Origin of the sequence: Nakamurella sp. A5-74, assembly GCF_040438885.1 — a bacterium.
Classification (GTDB): Bacteria; Actinomycetota; Actinomycetes; order Mycobacteriales; family Nakamurellaceae; genus Nakamurella.
In genome coordinates, this window is the sequence record NZ_CP159218.1 from 1,306,250 (window position 1) to 1,327,531 (window position 21,282).

General features: G+C 68.4%; 25 protein-coding genes and 4 tRNA genes. 23 read left to right on the forward strand and 6 right to left on the reverse strand.

Annotated features, from left to right (window positions below):
* Positions 1-3 precede the first annotated feature (3 nt).
* Both ABLG96_RS05925 and ABLG96_RS05930 read left to right on the forward strand, forming a co-directional pair.
* Positions 4-525, forward strand: coding sequence for a MarR family transcriptional regulator (locus tag ABLG96_RS05925; protein WP_353650463.1), 522 nt, complete (start codon positions 4-6; stop codon positions 523-525).
* Positions 518-727 carry a hypothetical protein gene (locus tag ABLG96_RS05930; RefSeq protein WP_353650464.1) on the forward strand — a complete coding sequence of 70 codons (210 nt, stop codon included), beginning with the start codon at positions 518-520 and terminating at the stop codon, positions 725-727. The genes ABLG96_RS05925 and ABLG96_RS05930 overlap by 8 nt, the downstream gene beginning before the upstream one ends.
* Before the next feature lie 28 nt (positions 728-755).
* On the opposite strand, the gene ABLG96_RS05935 is transcribed toward ABLG96_RS05930, so the two are convergent.
* Entirely contained in the window at positions 756-1,298 is a 543-nt protein-coding gene (locus tag ABLG96_RS05935; protein WP_353650465.1) for a hypothetical protein, read from the reverse strand.
* A 23-nt stretch (positions 1,299-1,321) separates the two neighbouring features.
* Between ABLG96_RS05935 and ABLG96_RS05940 the strand changes: the two genes are divergently transcribed.
* From ABLG96_RS05940 to efeB, 5 genes are all read left to right on the forward strand, one after another.
* Entirely contained in the window at positions 1,322-1,711 is a 390-nt protein-coding gene (locus tag ABLG96_RS05940) for a cupin domain-containing protein (RefSeq protein WP_353650466.1), read from the forward strand.
* On the forward strand, positions 1,708-2,910 hold the full coding sequence (locus ABLG96_RS05945) for a GNAT family N-acetyltransferase (RefSeq protein WP_353650467.1): 1,203 nt from the start codon (positions 1,708-1,710) through the stop codon (positions 2,908-2,910). Before ABLG96_RS05940 ends, ABLG96_RS05945 begins: the two co-directional genes overlap by 4 nt.
* Before the next feature lie 384 nt (positions 2,911-3,294).
* A complete protein-coding gene (efeU, locus tag ABLG96_RS05950; protein WP_353650468.1) occupies positions 3,295-5,052 on the forward strand; it encodes an iron uptake transporter permease EfeU in 1,758 nt (585 codons plus the stop codon).
* On the forward strand, positions 5,049-6,338 hold the full coding sequence (gene efeO, locus ABLG96_RS05955) for an iron uptake system protein EfeO (RefSeq protein ID WP_353650469.1): 1,290 nt from the start codon (positions 5,049-5,051) through the stop codon (positions 6,336-6,338). Before efeU ends, efeO begins: the two co-directional genes overlap by 4 nt.
* A 39-nt stretch (positions 6,339-6,377) precedes the next feature.
* The gene (gene efeB / locus ABLG96_RS05960) at positions 6,378-7,748 is read left to right on the forward strand and encodes an iron uptake transporter deferrochelatase/peroxidase subunit (RefSeq protein WP_353650470.1); all 1,371 of its coding nucleotides are present in this window, start codon (positions 6,378-6,380) and stop codon (positions 7,746-7,748) included.
* Here efeB and ABLG96_RS05965 read toward each other — a convergent pair whose 3' ends face one another.
* Positions 7,749-8,390, reverse strand: coding sequence for an ATP-binding protein (locus ABLG96_RS05965; protein ID WP_353650471.1), 642 nt, complete (start codon positions 8,388-8,390; stop codon positions 7,749-7,751).
* Between the two features lie 81 nt (positions 8,391-8,471).
* Here ABLG96_RS05965 and ABLG96_RS05970 point away from each other — a divergent pair, with 81 nt between their 5' ends.
* The 3 genes from ABLG96_RS05970 to ABLG96_RS05980 all read left to right on the forward strand — a co-directional run bounded on the left by ABLG96_RS05970 (position 8,472) and on the right by ABLG96_RS05980 (position 10,173).
* A complete protein-coding gene (locus ABLG96_RS05970) occupies positions 8,472-9,254 on the forward strand; it encodes a helix-turn-helix transcriptional regulator (protein ID WP_353650472.1) in 783 nt (260 codons plus the stop codon).
* Positions 9,255-9,358: 104 nt separating this feature from the next.
* A complete protein-coding gene (locus ABLG96_RS05975; RefSeq protein WP_353650473.1) occupies positions 9,359-9,787 on the forward strand; it encodes a hypothetical protein in 429 nt (142 codons plus the stop codon).
* Positions 9,784-10,173 carry a DUF1330 domain-containing protein gene (locus ABLG96_RS05980; RefSeq protein ID WP_353650474.1) on the forward strand — a complete coding sequence of 130 codons (390 nt, stop codon included), beginning with the start codon at positions 9,784-9,786 and terminating at the stop codon, positions 10,171-10,173. The genes ABLG96_RS05975 and ABLG96_RS05980 overlap by 4 nt, the downstream gene beginning before the upstream one ends.
* 40 nt (positions 10,174-10,213) lie before the next feature.
* Here the strand turns inward: ABLG96_RS05980 and ABLG96_RS05985 are convergent, their stop codons facing one another.
* The gene (locus ABLG96_RS05985) at positions 10,214-10,846 is read right to left on the reverse strand and encodes a helix-turn-helix domain-containing protein (protein WP_353650475.1); all 633 of its coding nucleotides are present in this window, start codon (positions 10,844-10,846) and stop codon (positions 10,214-10,216) included.
* Positions 10,847-10,885: 39 nt separating this feature from the next.
* On the opposite strand from ABLG96_RS05985, the gene ABLG96_RS05990 reads away from it, so the two are divergent.
* The 3 genes from ABLG96_RS05990 to ABLG96_RS06000 all read left to right on the forward strand — a co-directional run bounded on the left by ABLG96_RS05990 (position 10,886) and on the right by ABLG96_RS06000 (position 14,053).
* Positions 10,886-12,307, forward strand: coding sequence for an MFS transporter (locus tag ABLG96_RS05990; RefSeq protein ID WP_353650476.1), 1,422 nt, complete (start codon positions 10,886-10,888; stop codon positions 12,305-12,307).
* An 82-nt stretch (positions 12,308-12,389) separates the two neighbouring features.
* Complete coding sequence (locus ABLG96_RS05995) at positions 12,390-13,250, forward strand: ABC transporter ATP-binding protein (protein WP_353650477.1); 861 nt, start codon at positions 12,390-12,392, stop codon at positions 13,248-13,250.
* Complete coding sequence (locus tag ABLG96_RS06000; RefSeq protein WP_353650478.1) at positions 13,247-14,053, forward strand: ABC transporter permease; 807 nt, start codon at positions 13,247-13,249, stop codon at positions 14,051-14,053. Before ABLG96_RS05995 ends, ABLG96_RS06000 begins: the two co-directional genes overlap by 4 nt.
* A 194-nt stretch (positions 14,054-14,247) precedes the next feature.
* Here ABLG96_RS06000 and ABLG96_RS06005 read toward each other — a convergent pair whose 3' ends face one another.
* Both ABLG96_RS06005 and ABLG96_RS06010 read right to left on the reverse strand, forming a co-directional pair.
* Positions 14,248-14,604, reverse strand: a complete 357-nt coding sequence (locus tag ABLG96_RS06005; RefSeq protein ID WP_353650479.1) for a hypothetical protein — start codon at positions 14,602-14,604, stop codon at positions 14,248-14,250.
* Between the two features lie 102 nt (positions 14,605-14,706).
* Positions 14,707-15,162 (reverse strand): Lrp/AsnC family transcriptional regulator, encoded by a 456-nt coding sequence (locus ABLG96_RS06010; protein ID WP_353651396.1) that lies wholly within the window; start codon positions 15,160-15,162, stop codon positions 14,707-14,709.
* 107 nt (positions 15,163-15,269) lie between these two features.
* Between ABLG96_RS06010 and ddaH the strand changes: the two genes are divergently transcribed.
* Complete coding sequence (ddaH, locus tag ABLG96_RS06015; protein WP_353651397.1) at positions 15,270-16,103, forward strand: dimethylargininase; 834 nt, start codon at positions 15,270-15,272, stop codon at positions 16,101-16,103.
* Between the two features lie 252 nt (positions 16,104-16,355).
* On the opposite strand, the gene ABLG96_RS06020 is transcribed toward ddaH, so the two are convergent.
* Positions 16,356-16,847: a YajQ family cyclic di-GMP-binding protein gene (locus ABLG96_RS06020; protein WP_353650480.1), complete on the reverse strand. Its 492-nt coding sequence runs from the start codon at positions 16,845-16,847 to the stop codon at positions 16,356-16,358.
* Between the two features lie 166 nt (positions 16,848-17,013).
* On the opposite strand from ABLG96_RS06020, the gene ABLG96_RS06025 reads away from it, so the two are divergent.
* The 9 genes from ABLG96_RS06025 (at position 17,014) to secE (ending at position 21,202) form a co-directional block, all read left to right on the forward strand.
* A tRNA-Tyr gene (locus ABLG96_RS06025) sits at positions 17,014-17,095 on the forward strand.
* A 194-nt stretch (positions 17,096-17,289) separates the two neighbouring features.
* Positions 17,290-17,362, forward strand: a tRNA-Thr gene (locus tag ABLG96_RS06030).
* An 86-nt stretch (positions 17,363-17,448) separates the two neighbouring features.
* Positions 17,449-17,524, forward strand: a tRNA-Met gene (locus ABLG96_RS06035).
* A 96-nt stretch (positions 17,525-17,620) separates the two neighbouring features.
* Complete coding sequence (gene rpmG / locus ABLG96_RS06040; protein WP_353650481.1) at positions 17,621-17,785, forward strand: 50S ribosomal protein L33; 165 nt, start codon at positions 17,621-17,623, stop codon at positions 17,783-17,785.
* A gap of 16 nt (positions 17,786-17,801) precedes the next feature.
* Positions 17,802-18,245, forward strand: a complete 444-nt coding sequence (locus tag ABLG96_RS06045; RefSeq protein WP_353650482.1) for a MaoC family dehydratase N-terminal domain-containing protein — start codon at positions 17,802-17,804, stop codon at positions 18,243-18,245.
* A complete protein-coding gene (locus ABLG96_RS06050) occupies positions 18,242-18,664 on the forward strand; it encodes a MaoC/PaaZ C-terminal domain-containing protein (RefSeq protein ID WP_353650483.1) in 423 nt (140 codons plus the stop codon). The genes ABLG96_RS06045 and ABLG96_RS06050 overlap by 4 nt, the downstream gene beginning before the upstream one ends.
* A 161-nt stretch (positions 18,665-18,825) precedes the next feature.
* On the forward strand, positions 18,826-20,184 hold the full coding sequence (locus ABLG96_RS06055; protein ID WP_353650484.1) for an MFS transporter: 1,359 nt from the start codon (positions 18,826-18,828) through the stop codon (positions 20,182-20,184).
* A gap of 233 nt (positions 20,185-20,417) precedes the next feature.
* Positions 20,418-20,490, forward strand: a tRNA-Trp gene (locus ABLG96_RS06060).
* A gap of 118 nt (positions 20,491-20,608) precedes the next feature.
* Positions 20,609-21,202, forward strand: coding sequence for a preprotein translocase subunit SecE (gene secE, locus ABLG96_RS06065; RefSeq protein WP_353650485.1), 594 nt, complete (start codon positions 20,609-20,611; stop codon positions 21,200-21,202).
* Positions 21,203-21,282 lie beyond the last annotated feature (80 nt).

Sequence of the window (21,282 nt, forward strand, 5' to 3'; positions counted from 1 at the left end):
ATCATGCACACTGCGCCGAACCGTTCCTCTGGCCCGGCCGTCGACCCGGTCGCGACGGACCCCCTCACCCTCGACGAGCAGGTGTGCTTCGCCATGGTCGTGGCGTCCCGGGCACTGCTCGGGGTCTACCGCCCGATCCTGGTGCCGCTGGGTCTGACCCACCCGCAGTACCTGGTGATGTTGGCGCTCTGGCAGTACGGGCCGGTGTCCGTACGCACCCTGTCCGACCAGCTCTTCCTGGATCCGCCGACCCTCTCGCCGCTGCTCAAGCGCCTCGAGCAGGCCGGCCTGCTCGAGCGGCGCCGCGATCCGGCTGACGACCGGCAGCTGGCGGTGACTCTCACCGATCAGGGGCTCGCCCTGCGTGAGCGTGCGCTCGAGGTTCCGGGGGCCGTCATGGACGGTCTCGACCTGGACCCGGACGCGCTGGCGGAGCTCCGGAGTCTGCTGCACAGGGTGATCGCCGGCGCCGACGGTCGGGCCGGGGTGGGGACCGGGACCGATGGCGTGACCCGTCATGCCTGAGACCCTGGTGCAGCGCAGACGCCGACGCAGGTTCTCGGTGATCATCACGCTCGCCTGCGGGGTGGCCACCGCGATCGGCTGTATCACGGTCAATGCCGTGCTGGGCTCACCGGTTCAGTGGTTCTGGCTGCTGGCTGCGCCGCTCTACGTCACCCTGCTGATGTCGCTGTTCCTGTGGATCCGGTTGGCGCCCAGCGCCTGAGCGCCGCCGGGTAGGCGGCAGAGCTGGCTCAGAACGTCCGGACGCCGATCTCGTCCCGGATCCGGCCCAACGCCAGCAGCCGTCCCTGGGTCAACGCGAGCACCACGGTGGCAGCCGCGGCTGCGAGGGCTGCCACTGACAGTCCCACCACCATGGCCGTACTGTCGGGCAGCGAGAACGAGACGATCGACGTGGCCACCCAGCCCAGCACGGCGGTGAGCAGGATGCCGGCAAGCAGGCCCATCGTCGTCCCGATCCGGCGGCGACGCGCGATCAGCAGCGTCGCCACCACCAGGACGAGAGCGGCCACGGCGAGCGCGATCAGGGTGACCGTCCCCGAGGACGTCAGCACGAACGACCCGGAAAGCGTGCCGGCGGACCCCGCCGCCACCAGGAACACCCCGAGCAGTCCCAGGGTGGCCAGCAGCAGGACGGAGCCGGCCGCACCGGCCCGCGGCCACCACGGCGCCACTGCGTTCTCCGCAGCCCTGACCCGCTCCGCGTGCTGATCCGTGGGATCGCCGGCGGCGGCGCTCGGGACTGCATCGTGCTGCGGTTCGACGGACTCCATGTACTCCACGCTAGCGTGGTCGGATGCAGACTCCGGTGGACCTGGACGAGCGGTTCGGGCAGTTCGACGAGCCGTGGAGCCCCAAGCTCATCGCCCGGCTCAACGACTACGAGATCAAAGCGGTCCGCCTCTCCGGCGAGTTCGTCTGGCACGACCACCCGGACACCGACGAGCTGTTCCTGGTGCTGGAGGGCAGCTTGCTGATCCAGCTGCACGAGCAGGACGGCGGCGACGTGCGAGTCGGCGCAGGGCAGCTGTTCGTCGTCCCTCGCGGTGTCCAGCACTGTCCGCGGGCCGAGGGTGAGGTGCGTGCGTTGCTGATCGAACCGGCCGGGGTGGTGAACACCGGCTCCGCCGGTTCGGGCGCGCTCACCGCGACGCCCGACCACTCGCTGGTGGAGCCGAGGGCATGAGCGACGCGCTGCAGGTCCGCGAGCTGGGGCCGCACGACGCCGCTGCGTCCAAGCAATTGGGTCGCGAAGCGTTCGGACATTCCGGCGACGTTCCGCCGGTGCCCGAGAACTGGCCCGATGCGGGCGATCACGTGGTCGGCGCCTTCGTGGGGAACGAACTGATCGGCAAGGTGGTCGGCCGCGACTATGCCACCCACTTCGCCGAGGTGGAGGTGAAGACCTGGGGGATCGCCGGCGTGACCGTGCGCGCCGAGGACCGCGGTCGGGGTGCGTTGACCGGGCTCTTCGAGGCTACGTTCGCCGCTGCCCGCGGGTGCGGAGCCGCCATCTCCACGCTCTTCCCGACCGCGCCGAGGATCTATCGCAAGTTCGGCTACGAGCTCGTCGGCGCGTTCGACCACATCGAACTGCCCACCGCGACGGTGGCCGGGATGACGGTGCCACCGGGCATCTCGGTCCACCGGGCCACCGCCGCCGACATTCCCGAGGTGCGCGCCTGCTACGCGCGGTGGGCGTCCCGCCAGCACGGGCCACTGACCAGGACGGGACCTTCCTTCACCACCACCGACGCGGAACTCGCCGCGGAGTTCACCGGCATCACCCTGGTGCGAGACGCACATGGCGCGATCGTCGGGTACGCCTCCTGGGACCGGGGTGAGGGCTACGACCAGACCGCAACGCTGGCGGTCTGGGACCTGATCGCGCTGACACCTGCTGCTGCGCAAGCACTCTGGGCAGTGGTCGGCAGCTTCTCCTCCGTCACGGGGCAGATTCGTCTGCAGACCTCCGGTGACGACACCGTGCGTCTGGTGCTGCCGGTGGCGGCGTGGACGCTCGTCTCGAGCACGCCGTACATGCTGACGGTGCTCGACGTGGCGGCAGCGTTCTCGGCCCGTGTCGCGCCCGCGGTGGTCACCACCACCCTCGAGTTCGCAGTGGCCGGACACTTCCTGGCCGACCAGGACGGCAGCTACTCGCTCCGCGTCGGCGCAGGAGAGCTCGACTGTCAGCGCACCGACATCGGCGGTCCAGGCGTTCGTACCTGCACCCCGCAGGGGCTCGCGCTCACCTTCGCCGGCACCCAGTCCAGCGCGAACCTGCGGATGAGTGGGCATCTTCATGGCGGGGACGCAGCCGACGATGCGGCCTGGGATGCGGTGTTCGGCGGCCGACAGTTCCACGTCCGCGACTACTTCTGATCGGGGACGGGCGGCTGGGCTGTCCAGAGGCCACAGGATCACCAGCAGACGAATCCAGGACCGCGAACGAGAGGCGGAAACGACCGTCAGGACCGCGAATGTGAGGCGGAAACGACCGTCAGGACCGCGAACGTGAGGCGGAAGCGACCGTCGGGACCGCGAAGGTGAGGCGGAAACGACCGTCACGTCCGCGAACGTCGGTGGGGTCGCGATCCTCGGGGGTGTTCCCGATCACCCCACACAGGCCCGCTCTGGTGTTGATGGACAGGTGAGGCTAACCTAAGCCTGATCCTCGACGGGTTGTAGAAGTCCGCCGCGGAACGACCGATCATCACGACCGAGCACCCCTCGGCCGGAATCAACGGGCCGCAGGAAGGAGCCGTCGTGCTCGCCACGTTCGTCATCGGCCTGCGCGAAGGCCTCGAAGCCGCTCTCATCGTCGGCATCATCGCTGCCTTCCTGACGCAGGACGGCAAGAGCAGGGCGCTGCGCCCGATGTGGATCGGCGTCGGCATCGCCGTCGTCATCTGCCTCGGCATCGGCCTCGCGTTGACCCTGTTGTCCGGGTCGTTGCCGCAGCGACAGCAGGAGCTGCTGGAGACGGTCATCGGGCTCGTCGCCGTGGTGATGGTCACCTGGATGGTGCTGTGGATGCGCAAGCATTCACGGGACCTCAAGTCCGAGCTCGGCGCGGCGGTGCAGGGGGCGCTGGCCGCCGGTTCGACGTTCGCACTCGTCGCGATGGCCTTCCTGGCGGTGATCAGGGAGGGCGTCGAGACCGCGGTGTTCCTGGTCGCCGCCTCCCAGACCAAGGGCGGTGCGATCACCTTCGTCGGCGCCGGCCTCGGCATCGCCGTGGCGATCGTGTTGGGCTGGTTGATCTATCGCGGTGGTGTACGCATCAACCTGTCCAAGTTCTTCCGGATCACCGGCGGGGTCCTGGTGCTGGTGGCCGGCGGCGTGTTGATGTCCAGCCTGAGGCACGCGCACGAGGCCGACTGGCTCAACGTCGGCACCCAGACCTGGATCGACCTGTCTGCGGTGATCACCCCCGGATCCGTCCAGGAGTCGTTGCTGGGCGGGGTGCTCGGGATCCAGGCCCAGCTGTCGGCGGTCGCGGTGATCGCCTGGCTGCTGTACATCGTGCCGATGCTGGCCGTCGTGCTCTGGCCGGCGGGGCGCCTGCTCACCGCGCGGATCGCCGCCCGCCTGCTGCTGGCGGTCGGTTCCGCCGGTTTGGTCGCGGCCGCTCTGTTGATGCTGCTGGTCCCAGCGGCGACGGTGCCGAGCTCCGCCGCCCACACCGCTGCCGGCGACGGCGGCACCGCCTCCGTCTCGCTCTCCGCGGCCGTCCGGTCCGGCGCCGGGATGACCGCAGTAGTGGGCGGCACCGTCGTCCTCCAGGGAGCCCCGGACGACGTCCGGGTGGACCTGCCCGCGGAGCGGCGCACCCTGGATCTCGTCGGCACGCGCACGCTCGGCGGCCGGTCGGTGGCCGACTACGCCTCCGGCCGGATCGTCGTCCCGGCGGCGGACTCCCCGACCACGATGACCGGGGCCGAGCTCGCGAAGCTCAACGGCGGCCGGTACCCGGTGGGCCTGCGCGCTGCTGACGCCGATCAGGCGCTGCGGACGACCGAGCCGGTCGGAGTCGAGCTGATCGTCACCGTCGACGTGGCCACCGGGCTCCCGGTCGGCGTCGCCGGCACTGCCGAAGCAGCCGTCATCGCCACCGCCGAGAGCGGACGCACCCATCGGGTGGAACTCGGCAGCGTCCAGCTCACCTCGACGGAGCTCGCCACCCCCGCTGGATCGACTGCCTCCGGATCGACCGGTACCGGGCTGACCGCTGCGGCAGCGTTGTCGAACGCCCAGCTGCGCGCGACGACCTTCGGCGCGCTGCTTCCCTGGATGCTCGTCGTCTGGTCCGGGCTGCTGCTGGGGAGCGCGGCGCTGATCCTGCTCGCGGCCCGCCGCCGCCGCGCGCGGCCTGCACCAGCCGCCGCCCGCGAGGCCACCCCCGAAACCCTTCCGGGCTCCGGCCCGGTCATCGATCCCGCCCCCGGTCTCGTCGCCGAGACGACACCCCCACGCTCCCTTGCCTCTTCGTCCGCCTCCCGATCTGGAGATCCCCACCGATGAGATGTACCTCCTCCGTGCGACTGGCCCTCCTGCCGCTCGTCGCCGCCGCACTGTTGGCCGCTTCCTGCGGCACCGCCGACAACGCCGCGGTCCCGGCCGGATCAGCAGCCGTGACCGGCTCGTCCGCCGCCCCGTCCGCCGGGTCGAGTGCCTCGTCAGCCGCCGATTCCTCCTCGGGAGCCGCACCCTCCAGGTCGGCAGGCGCCGGGGGAGCGACCACGGTCAAGGTCCAGATCACCGACGCCGCAGGCTGCGCAGTCACCCCCAGCAGCGTGGCTGCCGGTCCGGTGACCTTCGACATCACCAACGTCGACGCCACTGCCGTCACCGAGGTGCACCTGATGCAGGGTGACCGGATCCGCGGCGAGCGCGAGAACCTGGCACCTGGCTTCGAGAACACCTTCTCGATGACCCTCGACGGGGGCTCGTACGAGGTCTACTGCCCCGGAACTCCCGCCGAGATCCAGCCGTTCACCGTCACCGGCAAGGCAGCAGAAGTTGGTGGTGACGTCGGCGATCTGCTGCAGGCGGCGACCGTCGACTACAGCGAGTACGTGTCGGCGCAGGCGGGCTTCCTGGTCGAGGGCACCGGTGCCCTGGCCGCCGCCGTCAAGTCGGGCGATCTGGCGAAGTCCCAGCAGGCCTACGCGAAGGTCCGCCCGTTCTTCGAGCGCATCGAGCCGGTCGCCGAGTCCTTCGGTGATCTCGACCCGGACATCGACGCGCGCGAGGGCGACGTTCCGGCGAAGGACTGGAAGGGCTTCCACCCGATCGAGCAGGCGCTGTTCACCCAGAAGTCGGTCGCGAAGGCTCAGCCGTACGTCGCCGACCTGGTCGCCAACGTCGCCAAGCTGCAGCAGTTGACGTCCGATCTGGAGACCGGGACCAAGGCAGGCAAGGGCAACGGGTATCAGCCGGACGAGGTCGCCAACGGTGCTGCGTCGCTGCTCGAGGAGGTGCAGAAGACCAAGATCACCGGCGAGGAGGAGCGCTACTCGCACATCGATCTGGTCGATTTCGCCGCCAACGTCGAAGGATCGCAGCAGGCCTTCGCGGCCTTGCAGCCGGCGCTGGACGAGATCGATCCGAGCATCGCCGACCCGATCGCGGCGAAGTTCACCGCGTTGATCACGCTGCTCGACACCCATCAGGACGCCGCGGCGCTCGGTGGCTACACGCTGTACGGGGATCTGACCAAGGACGAGATCAGGAAGCTCGCCGCGGCGCTGCTCGCGGTGCAGGAGCCGCTGTCCCAGCTCTCCGCGAAGGTCGCCGCGGCCGGCTGACGGACCAGACGGATCTCGAGCGACGAAGGTGGAACGAGCGTGAACCAGCCGTACGACGGGCTTCCCGGCGAACCCGACCGCGTCCCGGATGCGCCGAAGGCGTTGCAGCGGCGTCGATTCCTGGGTGGGGCGGCGGCGGGAGCTGCGGGGTTGCTTGCGGGCGGCGTCGGCGGGTATTCGATCGGATCGGCGCGGGCGCAGCCGCCCACGGCCGGCTCCGGTGACGTCGCTGCCGGTTCCCAAGTCGCACCGACCGCCGGTGCCGACCCGGTCAACACCGCCGGCCCGGACGCCGGTGTGGTGCCGTTCTACGGCGAACACCAGTCCGGGATCACCACCCGGCAGCAGGAACAGATGATGTTCGCCGCGTTCGACGTCACCGCCGTCGATCCGCTGGCGCTGCAACAACTCCTGGGTCGCTGGGCGGCGGTTGCCTCCCGCTTCGCCGCCGGCAACACCGCCAGTGGTGCCACCCCGGCGGCCGATCGTCCGCCGGACGACACCGGTGAGGGCGTGGACCTCGGAGCGCACTCGCTGACCATCACGGTCGGCTTCGGGGCGTCACTGTTCGATGACAGGTTCGGCCTGGCAGGCAAGATGCCCGCGGCGCTCCGACCGGTCGCCGCGCTGCCGGGTGAGGGCGACATGGATGCGGCGCTCAGCGGCGGCGACCTGTGCGTGCAGGCCTGCGCGGACGATCCCCAGGTCGTCTTCCACGCCATCCGCAACTTCACCAGGATCGCCCGTGGTACGGCGGTGCTGCGCTGGTCGCAGCTGGGCTTCGGTCGGGCTTCGGCGACCGGTACCGGCCAGACGACGCCGCGGAACCTGTTCGGGTTCAAGGACGGGACCCGCAACATCCATGCCGACGAGACCGCCGCGATCGCCACCGATGTCTGGGTGGGCCAGGACGAGGATCAGGACTGGATGCGGGGCGGCAGTTACCTGGTGGCCCGCAAGATCGGCATGATCATCGAATCCTGGGATGCGACGGTGCTCGGCGAGCAGGAGCGGATCTTCGGTCGCGCCAAGGCATCAGGAGCGCCGCTGACCGGCGGGACCGAGTTCACCGCACCGGACCTCGCGGCGAAGGCCGCGGACGGGACCCCGGTGATCGATGTCGATGCCCACGTCAGGCTCGCTGCCCCGGAGAGCAACGACGGCGTGCGGATCCTGCGTCGCGGCTACAACTACACGGACGGACTGGACGCGACCGGACGCCTCGACGCCGGGCTGTTCTTCGTCAGCTTCCAGCGCGATCCGGCGCACTTCGTCGCCCTGCAGACCAAGCTCGGACAACACGATCTGCTCAACGAGTACATCGTGCACCGCGGCGGCGGCACCTGGGCGTGCCCACCGGGGATCGGTGCGGCCGGCGACTGGTTCGGCAAGCAGCTGTTCCAGGGGTGATCAGGACCCGGGTGGGGGCCGCCGGTGCAGGGTGCGCAGAGATGCCGCAGCGGCGTCCAGGGACAGTGGGTCGCAGCCGGCTGACACCAGGGCCCGCACGGCCGCCGGCTCCGACCGGGCCAGTCCGAGCCCGCGCCGGAGCAGGAACATCGGTGGCTTGCGTCTTTCCCGCAGGTCGCGCGCCAACCGCAGCACGAAGGTGACCCAGCGGGAGCGTCGGATGCAGATCGCGCGTTCCAACATGCCGCCCGCCCGCGTCGGCCCGATCAACGTAGCCACGAAGATTCCTTCGGCCACGAAGGCCGACGCGCCACGGAGTTCCACCGTCGCGGTCCCGCGCGGACCGTTCGCCGCGAGATCGTAGATCGGCACCTCGGCGCTGCCGGTGGCGCACAACGACTCGATCGCCGTCATCGCTGCCTCGCGGTGCCAACTGTCCGGGTCATCCCAGTCGACCTGTCCGCCGGGCAGTCGGGGGAGTCCGCCCGAGTCGCCGCTGCGGTAGAAGTCGTCCAACTTCAGGACGGGCAGGCCGGACAGGGCGGCCAACCGGGACTTGCCGCTCCCTGACGGCCCGCCGACCAGCACCACCCGAGCAGAGGGTGCGGCACCCTCGTCGCCGGGGGAAGCTGGTCGGTCCACGGGCACTCATTCTTCCACGCGGGGTGTCCATGACGTGGCAGGTCATCGTCAAGGTGACTGGTTCGGTCCTAGCGTGATGCAGTGACCACAACTGTCGAGCTCTCCGGCCCGCTCATCCGTCAGTGGCGCCAGCGGCGCCGCCTGTCCCAGCTCGAACTGTCCGAATTGACGGGCACCTCGACGCGACATCTCTCCTACATCGAGACCGGTCGGTCCACCCCGAGCCGGGAGATGGTGCTGCGGCTGGCCGGTGCGATGGAGGTTCCGTTGCGTGAGACCAACCAGATGCTGCTCGGTGCAGGCCTTGCACCCGCCTATCCCGATGCCCGCATCGATCACCAGGCCCGAGCCGCACTGTTGGATCTGCTCGACGGGATACTGGAGGGACACTTGCCGAACCCGGCGCTGGTGTTGGACGCGGAGTTCGACGTGGTTGCCACCAATGCCGCGGTCGATCGTATCTTGGCCGCACTGGTCGATCCTGACTTGTTGGATCCTCCGGTCAACGTGGTCCGCGTGACGTTGCACCCCCGGGGCCTGGCTCGTCATCTGGGGAATCTGGGGCCGTGGCGCTCGCACCTGATCCGGCAGGTGCGCCAGCATGCTGCGGTTTCGTCGAGTGCGTCCTTGGACGGGCTGCTCGACGAGGTGGAGGCGTTCCCGCACCCAAGTCATGTCGGCCCGGACAGCGGTACGTTCGCGTTGCCGATGCAACTGCGCGTGGAAGAGGAGACCCTCAGCTTCTTCAGCACAGTGGCCACGTTCGGCACCCCGCTGGACGTCGCAGCCAGCGAGCTCGCCATCGAGACGTTCCTCCCAGCCGACACTGCGACTCGACGCTGGTTGGCTCGCGCAGGTTCCTGAGCGGGCTCGTCACCTGTGCCACGGCGATGGGCTCCCAGCTGACTGCTCGTTGATGACCTGGGAGGTCATCGACAACCCGCCCGCCCTGTCGGAGGGTTCAGGTCATGACAACCTCCAACATCGCAGCCTCCGACAGGAATCTCACCACGGCCCCGTGGCGCTCTGTGCGACTCGCACTCGCCGTCGACGCCACCATCACTGCCCTGAATGGTATCGCCTACTTGGTCGGCGCCGATGTGCTGGATGAACTGCTCAATCTGAACACCGTGCTCCTGCGCTGGGCCGGCACATTCCTCATGGCCTTCGGGCTGGTGGTCGCTGCTCTGGTTCGACGGCCCCTACCTTCCCGAGCCGCCGTGTGGATCGTCATCGGCATTAATGCGGCCTGGGCCATGGACAGCGTGCTGATGGGCGTCCTCGGTTGGGGGTCCCCGAGCGCTGTCGGAACGGCGTGGATCATCGGGCAGGGAGTGCTTGTCGCGGGCTTCGCCGCCTGGCAGGCCGCCGCCCTGACACAGCGGACCCGGTCATGACCGCCTACGCCGTCGCGCACCTCACCCACCCGCCGGCGAACATGCCCGACGAGATCCTGCTCTACATGGATCGCGTCCAAGCCACTCTCGACCCGTTCGGCGGACGCTTCCTGGTGCACGGCGGCCTGATCGAGATCCTCGAGGGCACATGGCCTGGAGTCCTGGTGCTCATCGAGTTCCCCGACATCGCCACCGCAAGCGCGTGGTACGAGTCCGCGGCCTACTCCGCCATCAAGGCCCTACGAACTCGGAACATCCCGAGCCACGCCATCCTCGCGGACGGCGTAGCTGCGGACTACGACGCTGCCCACACTGCCGCACTCCTTCGCCAGTCGGGCCACGGCAGCGCGGCCGTCGAGGAGCGCGACGCCACCAGCGTCGGCTAGGTACGACTCATGCACCCACTTCCGCGAGAGGGTCGGGCCATCAATCGGGCAGCAGGCACCGCTGCAGCGCAGATGTCACGAAGGTGGCCCAGGCGTCGTGGCTCCAGCCCAGGTCGTGCACGAGAGCTGAGTAGACCTCCGGACCGAGGTACATGGTGCAGAGGTCAGTGGCCTGCTCGGACGATGTGCCCGAGGCGAGTGGGCCCTTCTCAGCGAGGGCTGTTACGAATCGCGATTGGACCTCTCGGCGCTGATGCCCGTTCTCACTCCACGTCGCGGCGAGTTCTTGGCTGAGACCCGAGGAGTTCTGCAGAACGCGCAGCAGCGGTGCGGCGCGGATCAGGATGTCGCCCGCGCCCGCCACCATGAGCTGGACCTGATGAGCGGCGTCCGGTTCTGAGATCACGACAGACGTCCACTCGCGATCCAACGTCGCGACCTCCTCCTCGTCGCCAGCGATGGCGATGTCGAGAGCTCGGACCAGCACCGCCTCCTTCGAGCCGAAGGCGTAGTAGACGGTGGGCTCGCTGAGACCAGCCTCCTCCGCGATCGCGGACACCGTGGTGGCGGCGAAGCCTCGCTCCAGGAAGAGCTTTGAGGCGGCAGCGGTGATCAGGGATCGACTCCTGCGACCGCGCTTGTGCCGACCATCCGAGGAAACGGTGGTGTCCATGGCATTGACGCTACTCCACAAAGCATCTAAAGTCTGACTATGACTTTCGATAGTAGGAACCGAACGTTGTGGCTGCTGGTCACGGTCGAGCTCCTGGTCTTCCTCGAGGTGTCGATACTCAACGTGACGCTGCCCTCCCTTGGTGCTGCGTTGGCTCTGGGGCCGGTGGCGCTGGCCTGGGTCGTGAACGGATACCAGGTCTCATTCGGGGGCCTTCAGCTGGCAACAGGACGGATGGTCGACGCACTGGGGGCGCGCCGGATGTTCGAGTTCGGACTCGTCGTCTTCGGTGCCGGCAGTGCGATGGCCGGGTTTGCCGGCGACAGCACGACGATCGTCGCCGCGAGGGTGCTGCAAGGTGTCGGAGCCGCGATGCTGCTGCCGGCGGAGATGGCCCTGATAGCCCGCCTCTTCACCACGGAGGAGGAGTACCGACACGCCATCTCGGTGTGGAGCACCATGGCCGCCCTGGGCGCGGGTCTCGGGACCACCCTCGGTGGTGTGCTGACCGATCAACTCGGATGGCCCTGGGTCTTCTGGATCAACGTGCCCATCGTCGCGGTGGCTCTGTCGCTGACGCGCCGGTGGTTGCCCGCAGACCCTGAGCGCACGGGCCAGGCCACCCTGGCCTCCCTCAATGTGCCAGGCATGGTCGCGGCGTCGAGCGTGGTCTGCTCGGTCGTCCTGGCAGCGTCCGCGGCTTTCGAGGGCACCGCGGTCGTGACGCTGGAATGCGTCTGCCTCGGGCTGCTGGGAGGAGCGGTCCTGAGGCGAAACCAGATGTCACATCCTCACCCCGTTCTGCCGCTCGAGGCGTTGCGCGATCGACGCGTCGCGGCCGGCGTGGTGGGGAGTCTCATCGTCGGAGCCACGCACGTCCCCGCTTTCGTGGTCCTGGCCCTAGTGCTGCAGAACGGAGCCGGGTACTCGCCGATGGCGACCGGACTCCTGCTGCTACCTATCGCGGCCGTCAACGCCGTAACTGCCCGGACGCTGTTGGTGCGAGCACTTCGCGCGTGGGGTCCTCGGGTGTGTTTCACGGGCGGACTCGTGCTCATGTCGGTCGGACTGGCAGCGCTGGCCCTGATGATCGCCTCCGGGCGTATCCACTTCGCTTGGCTGTTCGTGCCGTCGATCGTCTTCGGCCTCGGCCTGCCAGCAGTCTTCGCCGGCGCCACGATGACGGCGTTGGCTGCGGCTCCTGCTCACCTGCGTGGAGCTGTCTCCGGCGTCCTCAACACTGCTCAGCGGATGGGTGCGGCGGTGGCCGTCACCTGTGCGCTCGTCGCAACGGCGCGGACTCCTGCGCTGTACGACTCCAGCATCGTGTTGGACGAGGGCGGTAGCGCCTGGCTCTCGGTGCTCCTGGGGATCGCGCTGCTCGGAGTGCTGGGAGCGGCGATCGCCTGGAGGGCCATGGCCCCCGAGCCCGTCGCCTCACGAGATGCGGTGACGGTCTGACTCGCGCGATGGCGGGTGAATTCGGACGCAAGACGGAACACGACCGATCAGGTAGCTGCACACAACGAAGGAGTTGAGGAAGATGGCATCGAAAGAACCCACGGCCGCGATCTCGATGAGGGGGGTCTCCAAGTCGTACGACGGCCGACCTGTCCTCCACGAGCTCGACCTCGAAGTGAAGCGCGGGGAGGTCTACGCGCTGCTCGGACCCAACGGGGCGGGGAAGACAACCACCGTCGAGATCCTCGAAGGTCTTCGCCGCCCGGACTCAGGCCAGGTGTCAGTGCTGGGCGACATCCCCTGGGGTGCGCACGCCAGCTGGCGCGATCGCATCGGGGTGGTTCTGCAGGAGTCGTCCGACGCATCAGATCTCTCGGTGTACGAGGCCGTCGCCCACCACCGCATCTACTACAGCAGACCCCGCGCGGTTGACGACGTGCTGGCCTCGGTCGGCCTGGCAGAAGCCAGTCGCTCGCGAGTGGGCGTCCTGTCCGGTGGCCAGCGCAGGAGGTTGGACGTGGCGCTGGCGCTCGTGGGATCGCCTGATCTGGTCTTCTTGGACGAGCCCACCACCGGGTTCGATCCCGCCGCTCGACGGGACTTCTGGAGCCTGGTGCTCGAGATGCGAGACCAGGGGACGACGGTGCTTCTGACCACGCACTACATGGAGGAGGCAGAACGACTCAGCGACCGCGTGGGCGTCCTGCTCAGAGGGCGCCTGATCGCACAGGGGACGACGCACGAGCTGGGGGAGCGGTTCGGACGAGAGAGCGCGGTCAGCTGGACCGACGGCGACGGTGCCCACTCGGTCCGAACCCCCCAGCCGGAGCAGCACGTCGCAGCCCTCCAATCCCGCGGACGACAGGTCGCCGGGCTCACCATCACACGCCCCACGCTCGAGGACGTGTATCTCTCCCTCATCGAAACGAAGGTGTCGCCATGACCGCCGCGCAACAAACAGCATCCAGCAGGTTGGCTCCGTACGCAGGCCGCGCCCGCTTGGAGGTGAAGCAGTTCTTCCGGCAGCGCGACGCCGTGATCTTCACGTTCGGGCTGCCCATCCTCATCTATGCGCTCTACGGCGTCACCATGACCGGAACGCTCACCCTCGGCGGCCAAACCGTCGACCACGACACCTACATGCTGCCCGGACTCGCGGCTGCTGCAATCCTACTGACGAGCTTCCAGGCCACAACTTTGTCCGTAGCGGCCGACCGGGCCACCGGAGGGCTCAAGCGGTTGCAGACCACGCCGATGCCCGCATCGGCCTTCGTGGCGGGCAAGGTCGCACTCGTTCTCGTCTCTTCCCTGGCACAGATCGTCCTGCTACTGCTCACGGCGCGCATCTTCTTCGACGTCGCCGGTCCCCTGTCGTGGGGACGCTTCGCGGCGATCTACTTCCTGGGGTGTTCGGCTGGGACGACATGTGGGGTGGCGATCGGTTGGGCCCTGCCGAACCCGAAGGGCGCAACGACGGTCGTGCCCGCCCTCACGCTGGCAATGCAGTTCATCTGCGGAGTGTTCTTCATTTTCAGCGCACTGCCCACGTGGCTACAGCTCCTCGCCCAGACACTGCCCCTGACCTGGCTGGCACGTGGGATGCGAGCCGCATTCCTTCCGGAACCACTGGCCGCGGCCGAGCGGGGCGGGTCGTGGGAGTTCCCGCTGACGATGCTGATCCTGGCAGCGTGGGCAGTTGCAGGGGGGCTCCTGGCCATGCGCAGCGCCAGATGGCGATACGTCTGAGTGACGACGCCGGGCCTCGAAAAGTCGAGTGGGAAGTTGTTGTCAGCACATCGCAGGAAGGCCAACGAGCGACTCGGAGAGAAACGCTGAGATCGCTGGTAGGGAGGCCGGCAGCACCCCGCAGGTCTCGACTTGCTGCGGTTCCTCGAAGCGCACCCGCCGATTGCCGGCGCGGCCCCGCCGACAGCGGTCGGTCAGGACCCGGACGGTGCGAAGCGGTAGTCGAGCGTCTCGACCCTGCGGTCGGCGACCGCGGTGCGGCGCGCGGTGAACGAGTCGTCGCCGATGCTCACGACCGTGACGACCACCGACGGTTCCAGGGGCGCCGAGAGCAGGAACCGCCCGGCCGGGGTGAACTCGCCGCTCCTGGTCAGCCCGTCGGTGTCGGTCTCCCGGACGGTCCGACCGGCGAACTGCAGCGCACCGGAGGTGCTGCGGTAGCTTCCGTCACTGCGCGGGCGGAAATCGATCTGCTCGGCGCCGGCCTCGGCGCCGCGCGGATCGGCGGCCACCTCGCGGTCGCGTCCGCGGAGCGCGTCGAACAGTCCCATCGGACTCCTCCTCGACTGCCGTCGGCGCGGCTGGGTGCGCCATCGACTCTGCTGACCAGCCTAGCCGTGCAGCAGGTCGGCAGAGCCGATCCCGGCGAGGTGTCAGTCGGTCGACGCGAGCGTCGATGCCGGGCGGTCGAGCAGGGTCGACAGCACGATGGTCGATTCGGTGCGTTCCACGCCGGCCGCGGCGCGCAGCCGTTCGAGGGCGTGTTCGAAATGTTCCATGGAGGCCGCGCGCAGGTGGACCATCACGTCAGACGATCCGGAGACCGTATAGGCCGCAACGACTTCGGGGATCGGCGTCAGCAGTTGGTTGATCCGTGCAGGGCTGACGTTGCCGCGGTAGGTGACCTCGACGAAGGCCTGCGCGTTCCAGCCCAGCATGGCGGGATCGACCTGGGTGGTGAACCCGGTGATGACCCCTTCGGCGCGCAGCCTGTCCACCCGTCGCTTGACGGCCGGGGCGGACAGGCCGACGGTGACACCGATCTCGCGGAAGGAACTGCGGGCATCATCCACCAAGCACGAAATGATATGACTGTCGATCGAGTCGATACGCAACGAACTGCCCTCCATGCTGGCGATGACCGGCTTGTCGTTCCACCGAGCTCGATCCTATCGTTGCTCTCATGACGACCGCCGTGCACTCGCAGACCCCCGCCATGACCGAGACCTCCGACAGCGGTACCCAGCAGCGGATCGCCCGGCCCCGGCGGTACCTGATGTGCCGTCCCAGCCAGTTCGACGTCACCTACGAGATCAACGCCTGGATGCACTCCGACGTCGGCGTTGATCGGGAGCTCGCGTTGCGGCAGTGGGAGAACCTGCGGCAGGCCTACCTCTCGCTGGGTCACCGGGTGGACGTCATCGAAGGCGAACCGGGCCTGCCCGACATGGTGTTCGCGGCCAACGCCGGCACGGTGATCGGGGGCGTGGCCGTCGCCGCTCGCTTCCTGCGGCCGGAGCGTCAGGGGGAGGAAGCTCCCTACACGGAGTGGTTCCGCAGCCAGTTCCAGTCGGTCGTCGTCCCCGAGTTCGTCAACGAGGGGGAGGGTGACTACCTCTGGACCGGCTCGAAGTTGTTGGCCGCCAGTGGGTTCCGCACCGATCCGCGGGCGCACGACGAGCTCGCGACCGCTCTCGGCGTCGAGGTCGTGGCGCTCGAGCTGACCAGCCCGTACTTCTACCACCTCGACACCGCGCTGGCCGTGCTGGCCGACGACCGGATCGCCTACCTGCCGGAGGCCTTCAGCGACGCGTCGCAGGCGGTGCTGCGGCGGATGTATCCCGATGCCGTGATCGCGACCCTGGCGGACGCACAGTGGTTCGGGTTGAACGCCACCAGCGACGGTCTGCACGTCGTGGTCGCCGAGCAGGCGGTCACCTTCCAACAGGATCTTGCGGCCGTCGGATACATCCCGGTACCGGTCGACGTCTCTGAGTTCCGCAAGGCCGGCGGCGGGATCAAGTGCTGCACCTTGGAACTGCGCTCCTGAGCGGAGCGCGGGAGGCGCGTGATGCCGCGCCGCTCGGGTGGCGGCGTCCGCGCGGTTGACCCACGATGGGGCGGACGTCGGCCCGCAGCGCCGACGCGACTCGTCGAGGGGGGTCCACCGTGAAGCAGTGGTCCAGGATTGCCGGCGCCGCAGCGATGGCGGTGCGGCCGGGCACAGTCGGTCTCCGGAACGTCGGTCAGCGAGGCACTGTCCGGCCCGGCTCGAGCCGAACGAGACCTCCTGAGCGGCAGTTCAGCGGTAGTTGGTGAACTGCAGAGCCACGTCCAGATCGGCGCCGCGCAGCAGCGTCATGACCGCCTGCAGGTCGTCCTTCTTCTTGCCGGAGACGCGGAGCTGATCGCCCTGGATCTGGGCCTGCACACCCTTGGGGCCCTCGTCCCGGATCAGCTTGGCGATCTTCTTCGCGTTCTCGCTGGAGATCCCGTCGACCAGGGTCCCGGAGACCTTGTGGATCTTCCCGGACGGCAGCGGCTCGCCGATCTCGAGTGACTTCATCGAGATGCCGCGCTTGATCAGCTTCTCCTTGAAGACGTCGATCGCCGCCTTGCACCGCTCTTCGGTCGATGCCTGGATCACGACGCCGCTCTCGCCGGCCCACACGATGGTCGAATCCGTGCCACGGAAGTCGAAGCGCTGGGACAGCTCCTTGGCCGCCTGGTTCAGGGCGTTGTCGGCCTCCTGGTGGTCGACCTTGGACACCACGTCGAATGACGGATCAGCCACAGTGCTCACTCCCTCTCTGCTGGTACTCGAGTGTTCGCCGTTGATCTTGCCGTTGCCCATCTTGCCGGGTCCGGCGCCGCTGTCCCCACCCCGTCGGCAGGTCCGGCCGCAGCGGGTTGCGAGGATTGGGAGCCGGAGCCCGGCACGTTGTAGGCTGTCCGCGCACGGCAGGTTGCCCGAGTGGCCAAAGGGAGCTGACTGTAAATCAGCCGGCATTGCCTACGGGAGTTCGAATCTCTCACCTGCCACGTGTACCGACAACGGCGGATCTCCACTTCGGTGGAGGTCCGCCGTTGTCGTCGGGGCGCGCTGTCCGGTTGTGCTGCTCGGCTCCGGCCCCAGGAGCGGCCGATCGGCCCAGCACCCCGGCGGATCAGCGGATTTCAACTCGTCGATGAGTGTCCTGTATTGTTGCCGAGGCCCCAGGCAAGTGCTGGGGAACGCCCCTTTAGCTCAGTCGGTAGAGCATCTCCATGGTAAGGAGAAGGTCTACGGTTCGATTCCGTAAAGGGGCTCGGACGACCGGCCGCGTGCCAGCCCAGTGCAGGCACGCGGCCGTTGTTCTGTGTCGGGAGCGGATGGCAGCACCCGACCCGGCCGGGGCGGTGTAGCTCAGTTGGTAGAGCAAGCGGCTCATAATCGCTGTGTCGCCGGTTCAAGTCCGGCCACCGCTACCACGCCGCCTTCGGGCGGTGTCCGGTAACACCCTCGGTTCCACCCCCAGGGCTGCGCCTCACCGCGCGGCCCGTCGCAGAAGAAAGAGGCTCCACACCGTGGCCGCCACCGACGTCCGTCCGAAGATCACGCTCGCGTGCGAGGACTGCAAGCACCGCAACTACATCACCCGCAAGAACCGTCGCAACGATCCCGATCGTCTCGAGATCAAGAAGTTCTGCAGCAACTGCGGAACCCACAAGACGCACAAGGAAACCCGCTGATCTCGCTCTGATCGAGATGGCGATGGATGCCGCGTTCATCGGGCGGGCGTTCCCGCTCGATGAGCCGTACCTGGTGGGTCGGGAGAAGCTGCGTGAGTTCGCCGCAGCGGTCGGCGAGCACGCGCTCGTCTGCCACGACGTGGATGCTGCGCGCGCTGCCGGCCACTCCGACCTCGTCGCTCCGGTCACCTTCACCATCGCTGTGATCGCCGCTGCCCAGGATGCGGTGCTGTTCGACCCGGCGCTGGGTCTTGATTTCTCCCGCGTCGTGCACGGCGAACAGCGATTCGTGCACCACCGGCCGATCGTCGCAGGCGACACGCTGCTGCGGACCGTGCACATCGACGCGATCCGGGTCGCCGCCGGCAACGACATCATCTCGCTGCGCACCGAGGTCACCGCCGCCGACGGCGCCGAAGTCTCGACAGCCTTCTCCACCCTCGTGAGCCGGCCAGCATGAGCATCGTCCTGGGCCAGCTGACGATCGGTGAGGTCCTGCCTGCGGTCTCCGTCCATCTCGACCGAGCAGCCCTGGTCAGGTACGCCGGCGCGTCCGGCGATTTCAACCCGATCCACTGGAACGCCCGCGTCGCCACCGCGGTGGGTCTTCCGGACGTCATCGCCCACGGCATGCTGACCATGGCGCAGGCCGTCACGGTCGTCACCCGGTGGACGGGCGATCCCGCTGACGTGCTGGAGTACGGCGTCCGGTTCACCCGGCCCGTCGTCGTCGCCGACCCCGATGGCGCCGAGCTCGAGATCTCCGCCATGGTCGGAGCGCTGGATGCCGACGCGCGAACCGCACGGATCGACATCACCGCGACCTTCGACGGAAAGACGGTGCTGGGCAAGGCCCGCGCCGTCGTCCGTTGCCGCTGACCTGCCGGTCTGCCGCCTGTCGATCGATTGCTGCAGGCAACCAGGAATGACGAACCCGTCGATCTCGGGTAGCGTCCGCAATCAGCAATAACCGACCGAACCGTCGGTAATGCCGTTCTGCTGCAGCTCAACGACGACCGTGCACAGACCTGGGAGACCACATGTCAGCTCGACCCGGAACGCCGCCGCGCCCGCCACACACCGAACCTGAGACGCCGCTCAGCCGGCAGGACCGCCGGGTGCTGATGGGGACGATGGTCGGTACGACCATCGAGTGGTACGACTTCTTCATCTTCGCCCAGGCAGCCGGCCTGATCTTCGCCGATCTGTTCTTCAAGCCGGCCGGCTTCGGTCAGCTGGCCTCGTGGGCGACCATCGGCATCAGCTTCCTGTTCCGTCCGCTCGGCGCGATCATCGCGGGCCACCTCGGCGACCGGCTCGGCCGCAAGAAGATGCTCGTGCTGACGCTCCTCATGATGGGCACCGCGACGTTCCTGATCGGGGTGCTGCCCACCTACGCGGTGATCGGGGTGTGGGCGCCGATCCTGCTGGTGCTGCTGCGCGTCCTGCAGGGGTTCTCGGCCGGTGGCGAATGGGGCGGCGCAGCACTGCTCGCAGTGGAGCACGCACCTCGCAGCAAGCGCGGACTGTGGGGCGCGTACCCGCAGATCGGCGTGCCGGTCGGGATGATCCTGGCCACCCTGATGATCTTCCTGCTGCGGACCAACCTCACCCCCGCGCAGTGGATCAGTTGGGGCTGGCGGGTGCCGTTCCTGGTCTCCGTGCTGCTCATCGCCGTCGGCTACCTGATCCGGCGCTCGGTGGCCGAGAGTCCGCTGTTCGAGGAGCTCGCCGAGCGCCGGCGGGAATCCAGTGCGCCGCTGCGCGAGCTGTTCCGCGGCCACACCCGCCAGGTCGTGCTGACCGCCGTCATCTTCATCGGCAACAACGCCGCCGGCTACCTGGTGATCGCCTTCTTCTCCACCTACGCCATCAAGACATTGGGCATGCCTGCGTCCCCGGTCCTGCTGACGACCGCCGTCGCCGCGGTCGGCTGGCTGATCTTCACGCTGTACGGGGGAGCGCTGTCCGACCGGATCGGCCGGATCCGCACCTTCCAGATCGGCTATGCGCTGATCTTCGTCTGGATGATCCCGCTGTTCCTGCTGATCGACACCCGCAACATCGTGCTCTACGGGGTGGCGATCTTCCTGCTGACTATCGGACTCGGGCTCTCCTACGGACCGATGTCAGCGCTCTACGCGGAGATGTTCCCCGTGCAGGTGCGCTACTCGGGGGTCTCCATCGGGTACGCCCTCGGCGCCATCCTCGGCGGAGCATTCGCGCCGCTCATCTCCGAAGCGCTGTTGGGCGGCACCGGCTGGTCCGGCTCGATCGCGTTGTACATCATGGTGTTGGCGGTGATCTCGTTCATCGGGGTGTCGATGGTGCGCGAGACGCGAGGTGCGGAGCTCACCGCGCAACCGGTGAGCGCGGAGTCCGCACCGCTCCCACGGTGAGGTCGTTCGACCGGCAGTTAAATTCCCGGGCGGCCCTGCGCTCGATTGGGTGCCACCGGCTCGGGTGGCCTACACTTGACTCATCTGGGGTGTGCTGGAGCCTGCCCGCCGATCGTCCGAACCCGCGTGCGAGCGTGTGTCGGTAGGTCAGCCCGATGGCTGTCGCACATCCCGGTCTCATGATCGGCTTCCGGCGCAGCGGCAACGACTCGCCCCGGATCACGGCAGGTCAGAGGGGCGTAGCTCAACTGGCAGAGCAGCGGTCTCCAAAACCGCAGGTTGCAGGTTCAAGTCCTGTCGCCCCTGCTCCGCGGGCCCGGACGTGCCGAACACGTCGCGGGTGCCCGGATCGAAGCGGTCGCAGCAGACGTCGGGTTCCCGCAGTGGGCCGGCGAGTGAGATGAACGGTGAGGACGAGGTAGGCGTGAGCAACGAGCACGACGACGTCGGCGGCACCCCCGAGGACGACCTGTCCACCAGGGATGCCGGCGCCGACGCGACCCCCTCGTCCGAGACCGTCGGCACCACTGCCGGCTCCCATCCCATGGAGGTAGACGCGGAGGGCGACCCCGTCGACGCAGACCTCCCGGTCGACGATTCCGTCGACGCGGACGCCACGGCCGACGAGGAGCTCACCGTTGACGAGGAGCTCACCGATGACGAGGAGCTCACTGTTGACGCGGACGGCGAACTCGTCGCGGTCGGCGCAGCGGCCGGTTCGGCACGCGCGGCCGCACGGCGCTCCGCGGTGCGCTCCGGTGTCACGGACAAGAAGGGTCGGGCCACCCTCGCGCGTGACAGCGATCGGGGCGAGAAGCAGGCCAATGTCTTCCAGCGTCTGGGCCGCTTCCTGCGAGAGGTCGTCGCGGAACTGCGCAAGGTCATCTGGCCGCACCGCAAGCAGCTCATCACCTACACGACCGTCGTGCTGGTGTTCGTGGTCTTCATGACGGCGCTCGTCTTCGGTCTGGACGCGCTGTTCGCCCGCGGGGTGCTCGCCGTCTTCGGCGGCGGCTGATCCCAGGCAGGCCTGCACCAGCGGGCGATCGCCGACCGACGGTCTGACAGACCCCGGTCCCCTGAACACAGAGAAGAGAG

Bases quoted from the DNA above. Each gene is read 5' to 3' on its own strand.
- ABLG96_RS05925 (WP_353650463.1), top strand. From the start codon at position 4: ATGCACACTGCGCCGAACCGTTCCTCTGGCCCGGCCGTCGACCCGGTC.
- ABLG96_RS05930 (WP_353650464.1), top strand. From the start codon at position 518: ATGCCTGAGACCCTGGTGCAGCGCAGACGCCGACGCAGGTTCTCGGTG.
- ABLG96_RS05935 (WP_353650465.1), bottom strand. From the start codon at position 1,298: ATGGAGTCCGTCGAACCGCAGCACGATGCAGTCCCGAGCGCCGCCGCC.
- ABLG96_RS05940 (WP_353650466.1), top strand. From the start codon at position 1,322: ATGCAGACTCCGGTGGACCTGGACGAGCGGTTCGGGCAGTTCGACGAG.
- ABLG96_RS05945 (WP_353650467.1), top strand. From the start codon at position 1,708: ATGAGCGACGCGCTGCAGGTCCGCGAGCTGGGGCCGCACGACGCCGCT.
- efeO (WP_353650469.1), top strand. From the start codon at position 5,049: ATGAGATGTACCTCCTCCGTGCGACTGGCCCTCCTGCCGCTCGTCGCC.
- ABLG96_RS05975 (WP_353650473.1), top strand. From the start codon at position 9,359: ATGACAACCTCCAACATCGCAGCCTCCGACAGGAATCTCACCACGGCC.
- ABLG96_RS05980 (WP_353650474.1), top strand. From the start codon at position 9,784: ATGACCGCCTACGCCGTCGCGCACCTCACCCACCCGCCGGCGAACATG.
- ABLG96_RS05985 (WP_353650475.1), bottom strand. From the start codon at position 10,846: ATGGACACCACCGTTTCCTCGGATGGTCGGCACAAGCGCGGTCGCAGG.
- ABLG96_RS05990 (WP_353650476.1), top strand. From the start codon at position 10,886: ATGACTTTCGATAGTAGGAACCGAACGTTGTGGCTGCTGGTCACGGTC.
- ABLG96_RS05995 (WP_353650477.1), top strand. From the start codon at position 12,390: ATGGCATCGAAAGAACCCACGGCCGCGATCTCGATGAGGGGGGTCTCC.
- ABLG96_RS06000 (WP_353650478.1), top strand. From the start codon at position 13,247: ATGACCGCCGCGCAACAAACAGCATCCAGCAGGTTGGCTCCGTACGCA.
- ABLG96_RS06005 (WP_353650479.1), bottom strand. From the start codon at position 14,604: ATGGGACTGTTCGACGCGCTCCGCGGACGCGACCGCGAGGTGGCCGCC.
- ddaH (WP_353651397.1), top strand. From the start codon at position 15,270: ATGACCGAGACCTCCGACAGCGGTACCCAGCAGCGGATCGCCCGGCCC.
- ABLG96_RS06045 (WP_353650482.1), top strand. From the start codon at position 17,802: ATGGCGATGGATGCCGCGTTCATCGGGCGGGCGTTCCCGCTCGATGAG.
- ABLG96_RS06050 (WP_353650483.1), top strand. From the start codon at position 18,242: ATGAGCATCGTCCTGGGCCAGCTGACGATCGGTGAGGTCCTGCCTGCG.
- ABLG96_RS06055 (WP_353650484.1), top strand. From the start codon at position 18,826: ATGTCAGCTCGACCCGGAACGCCGCCGCGCCCGCCACACACCGAACCT.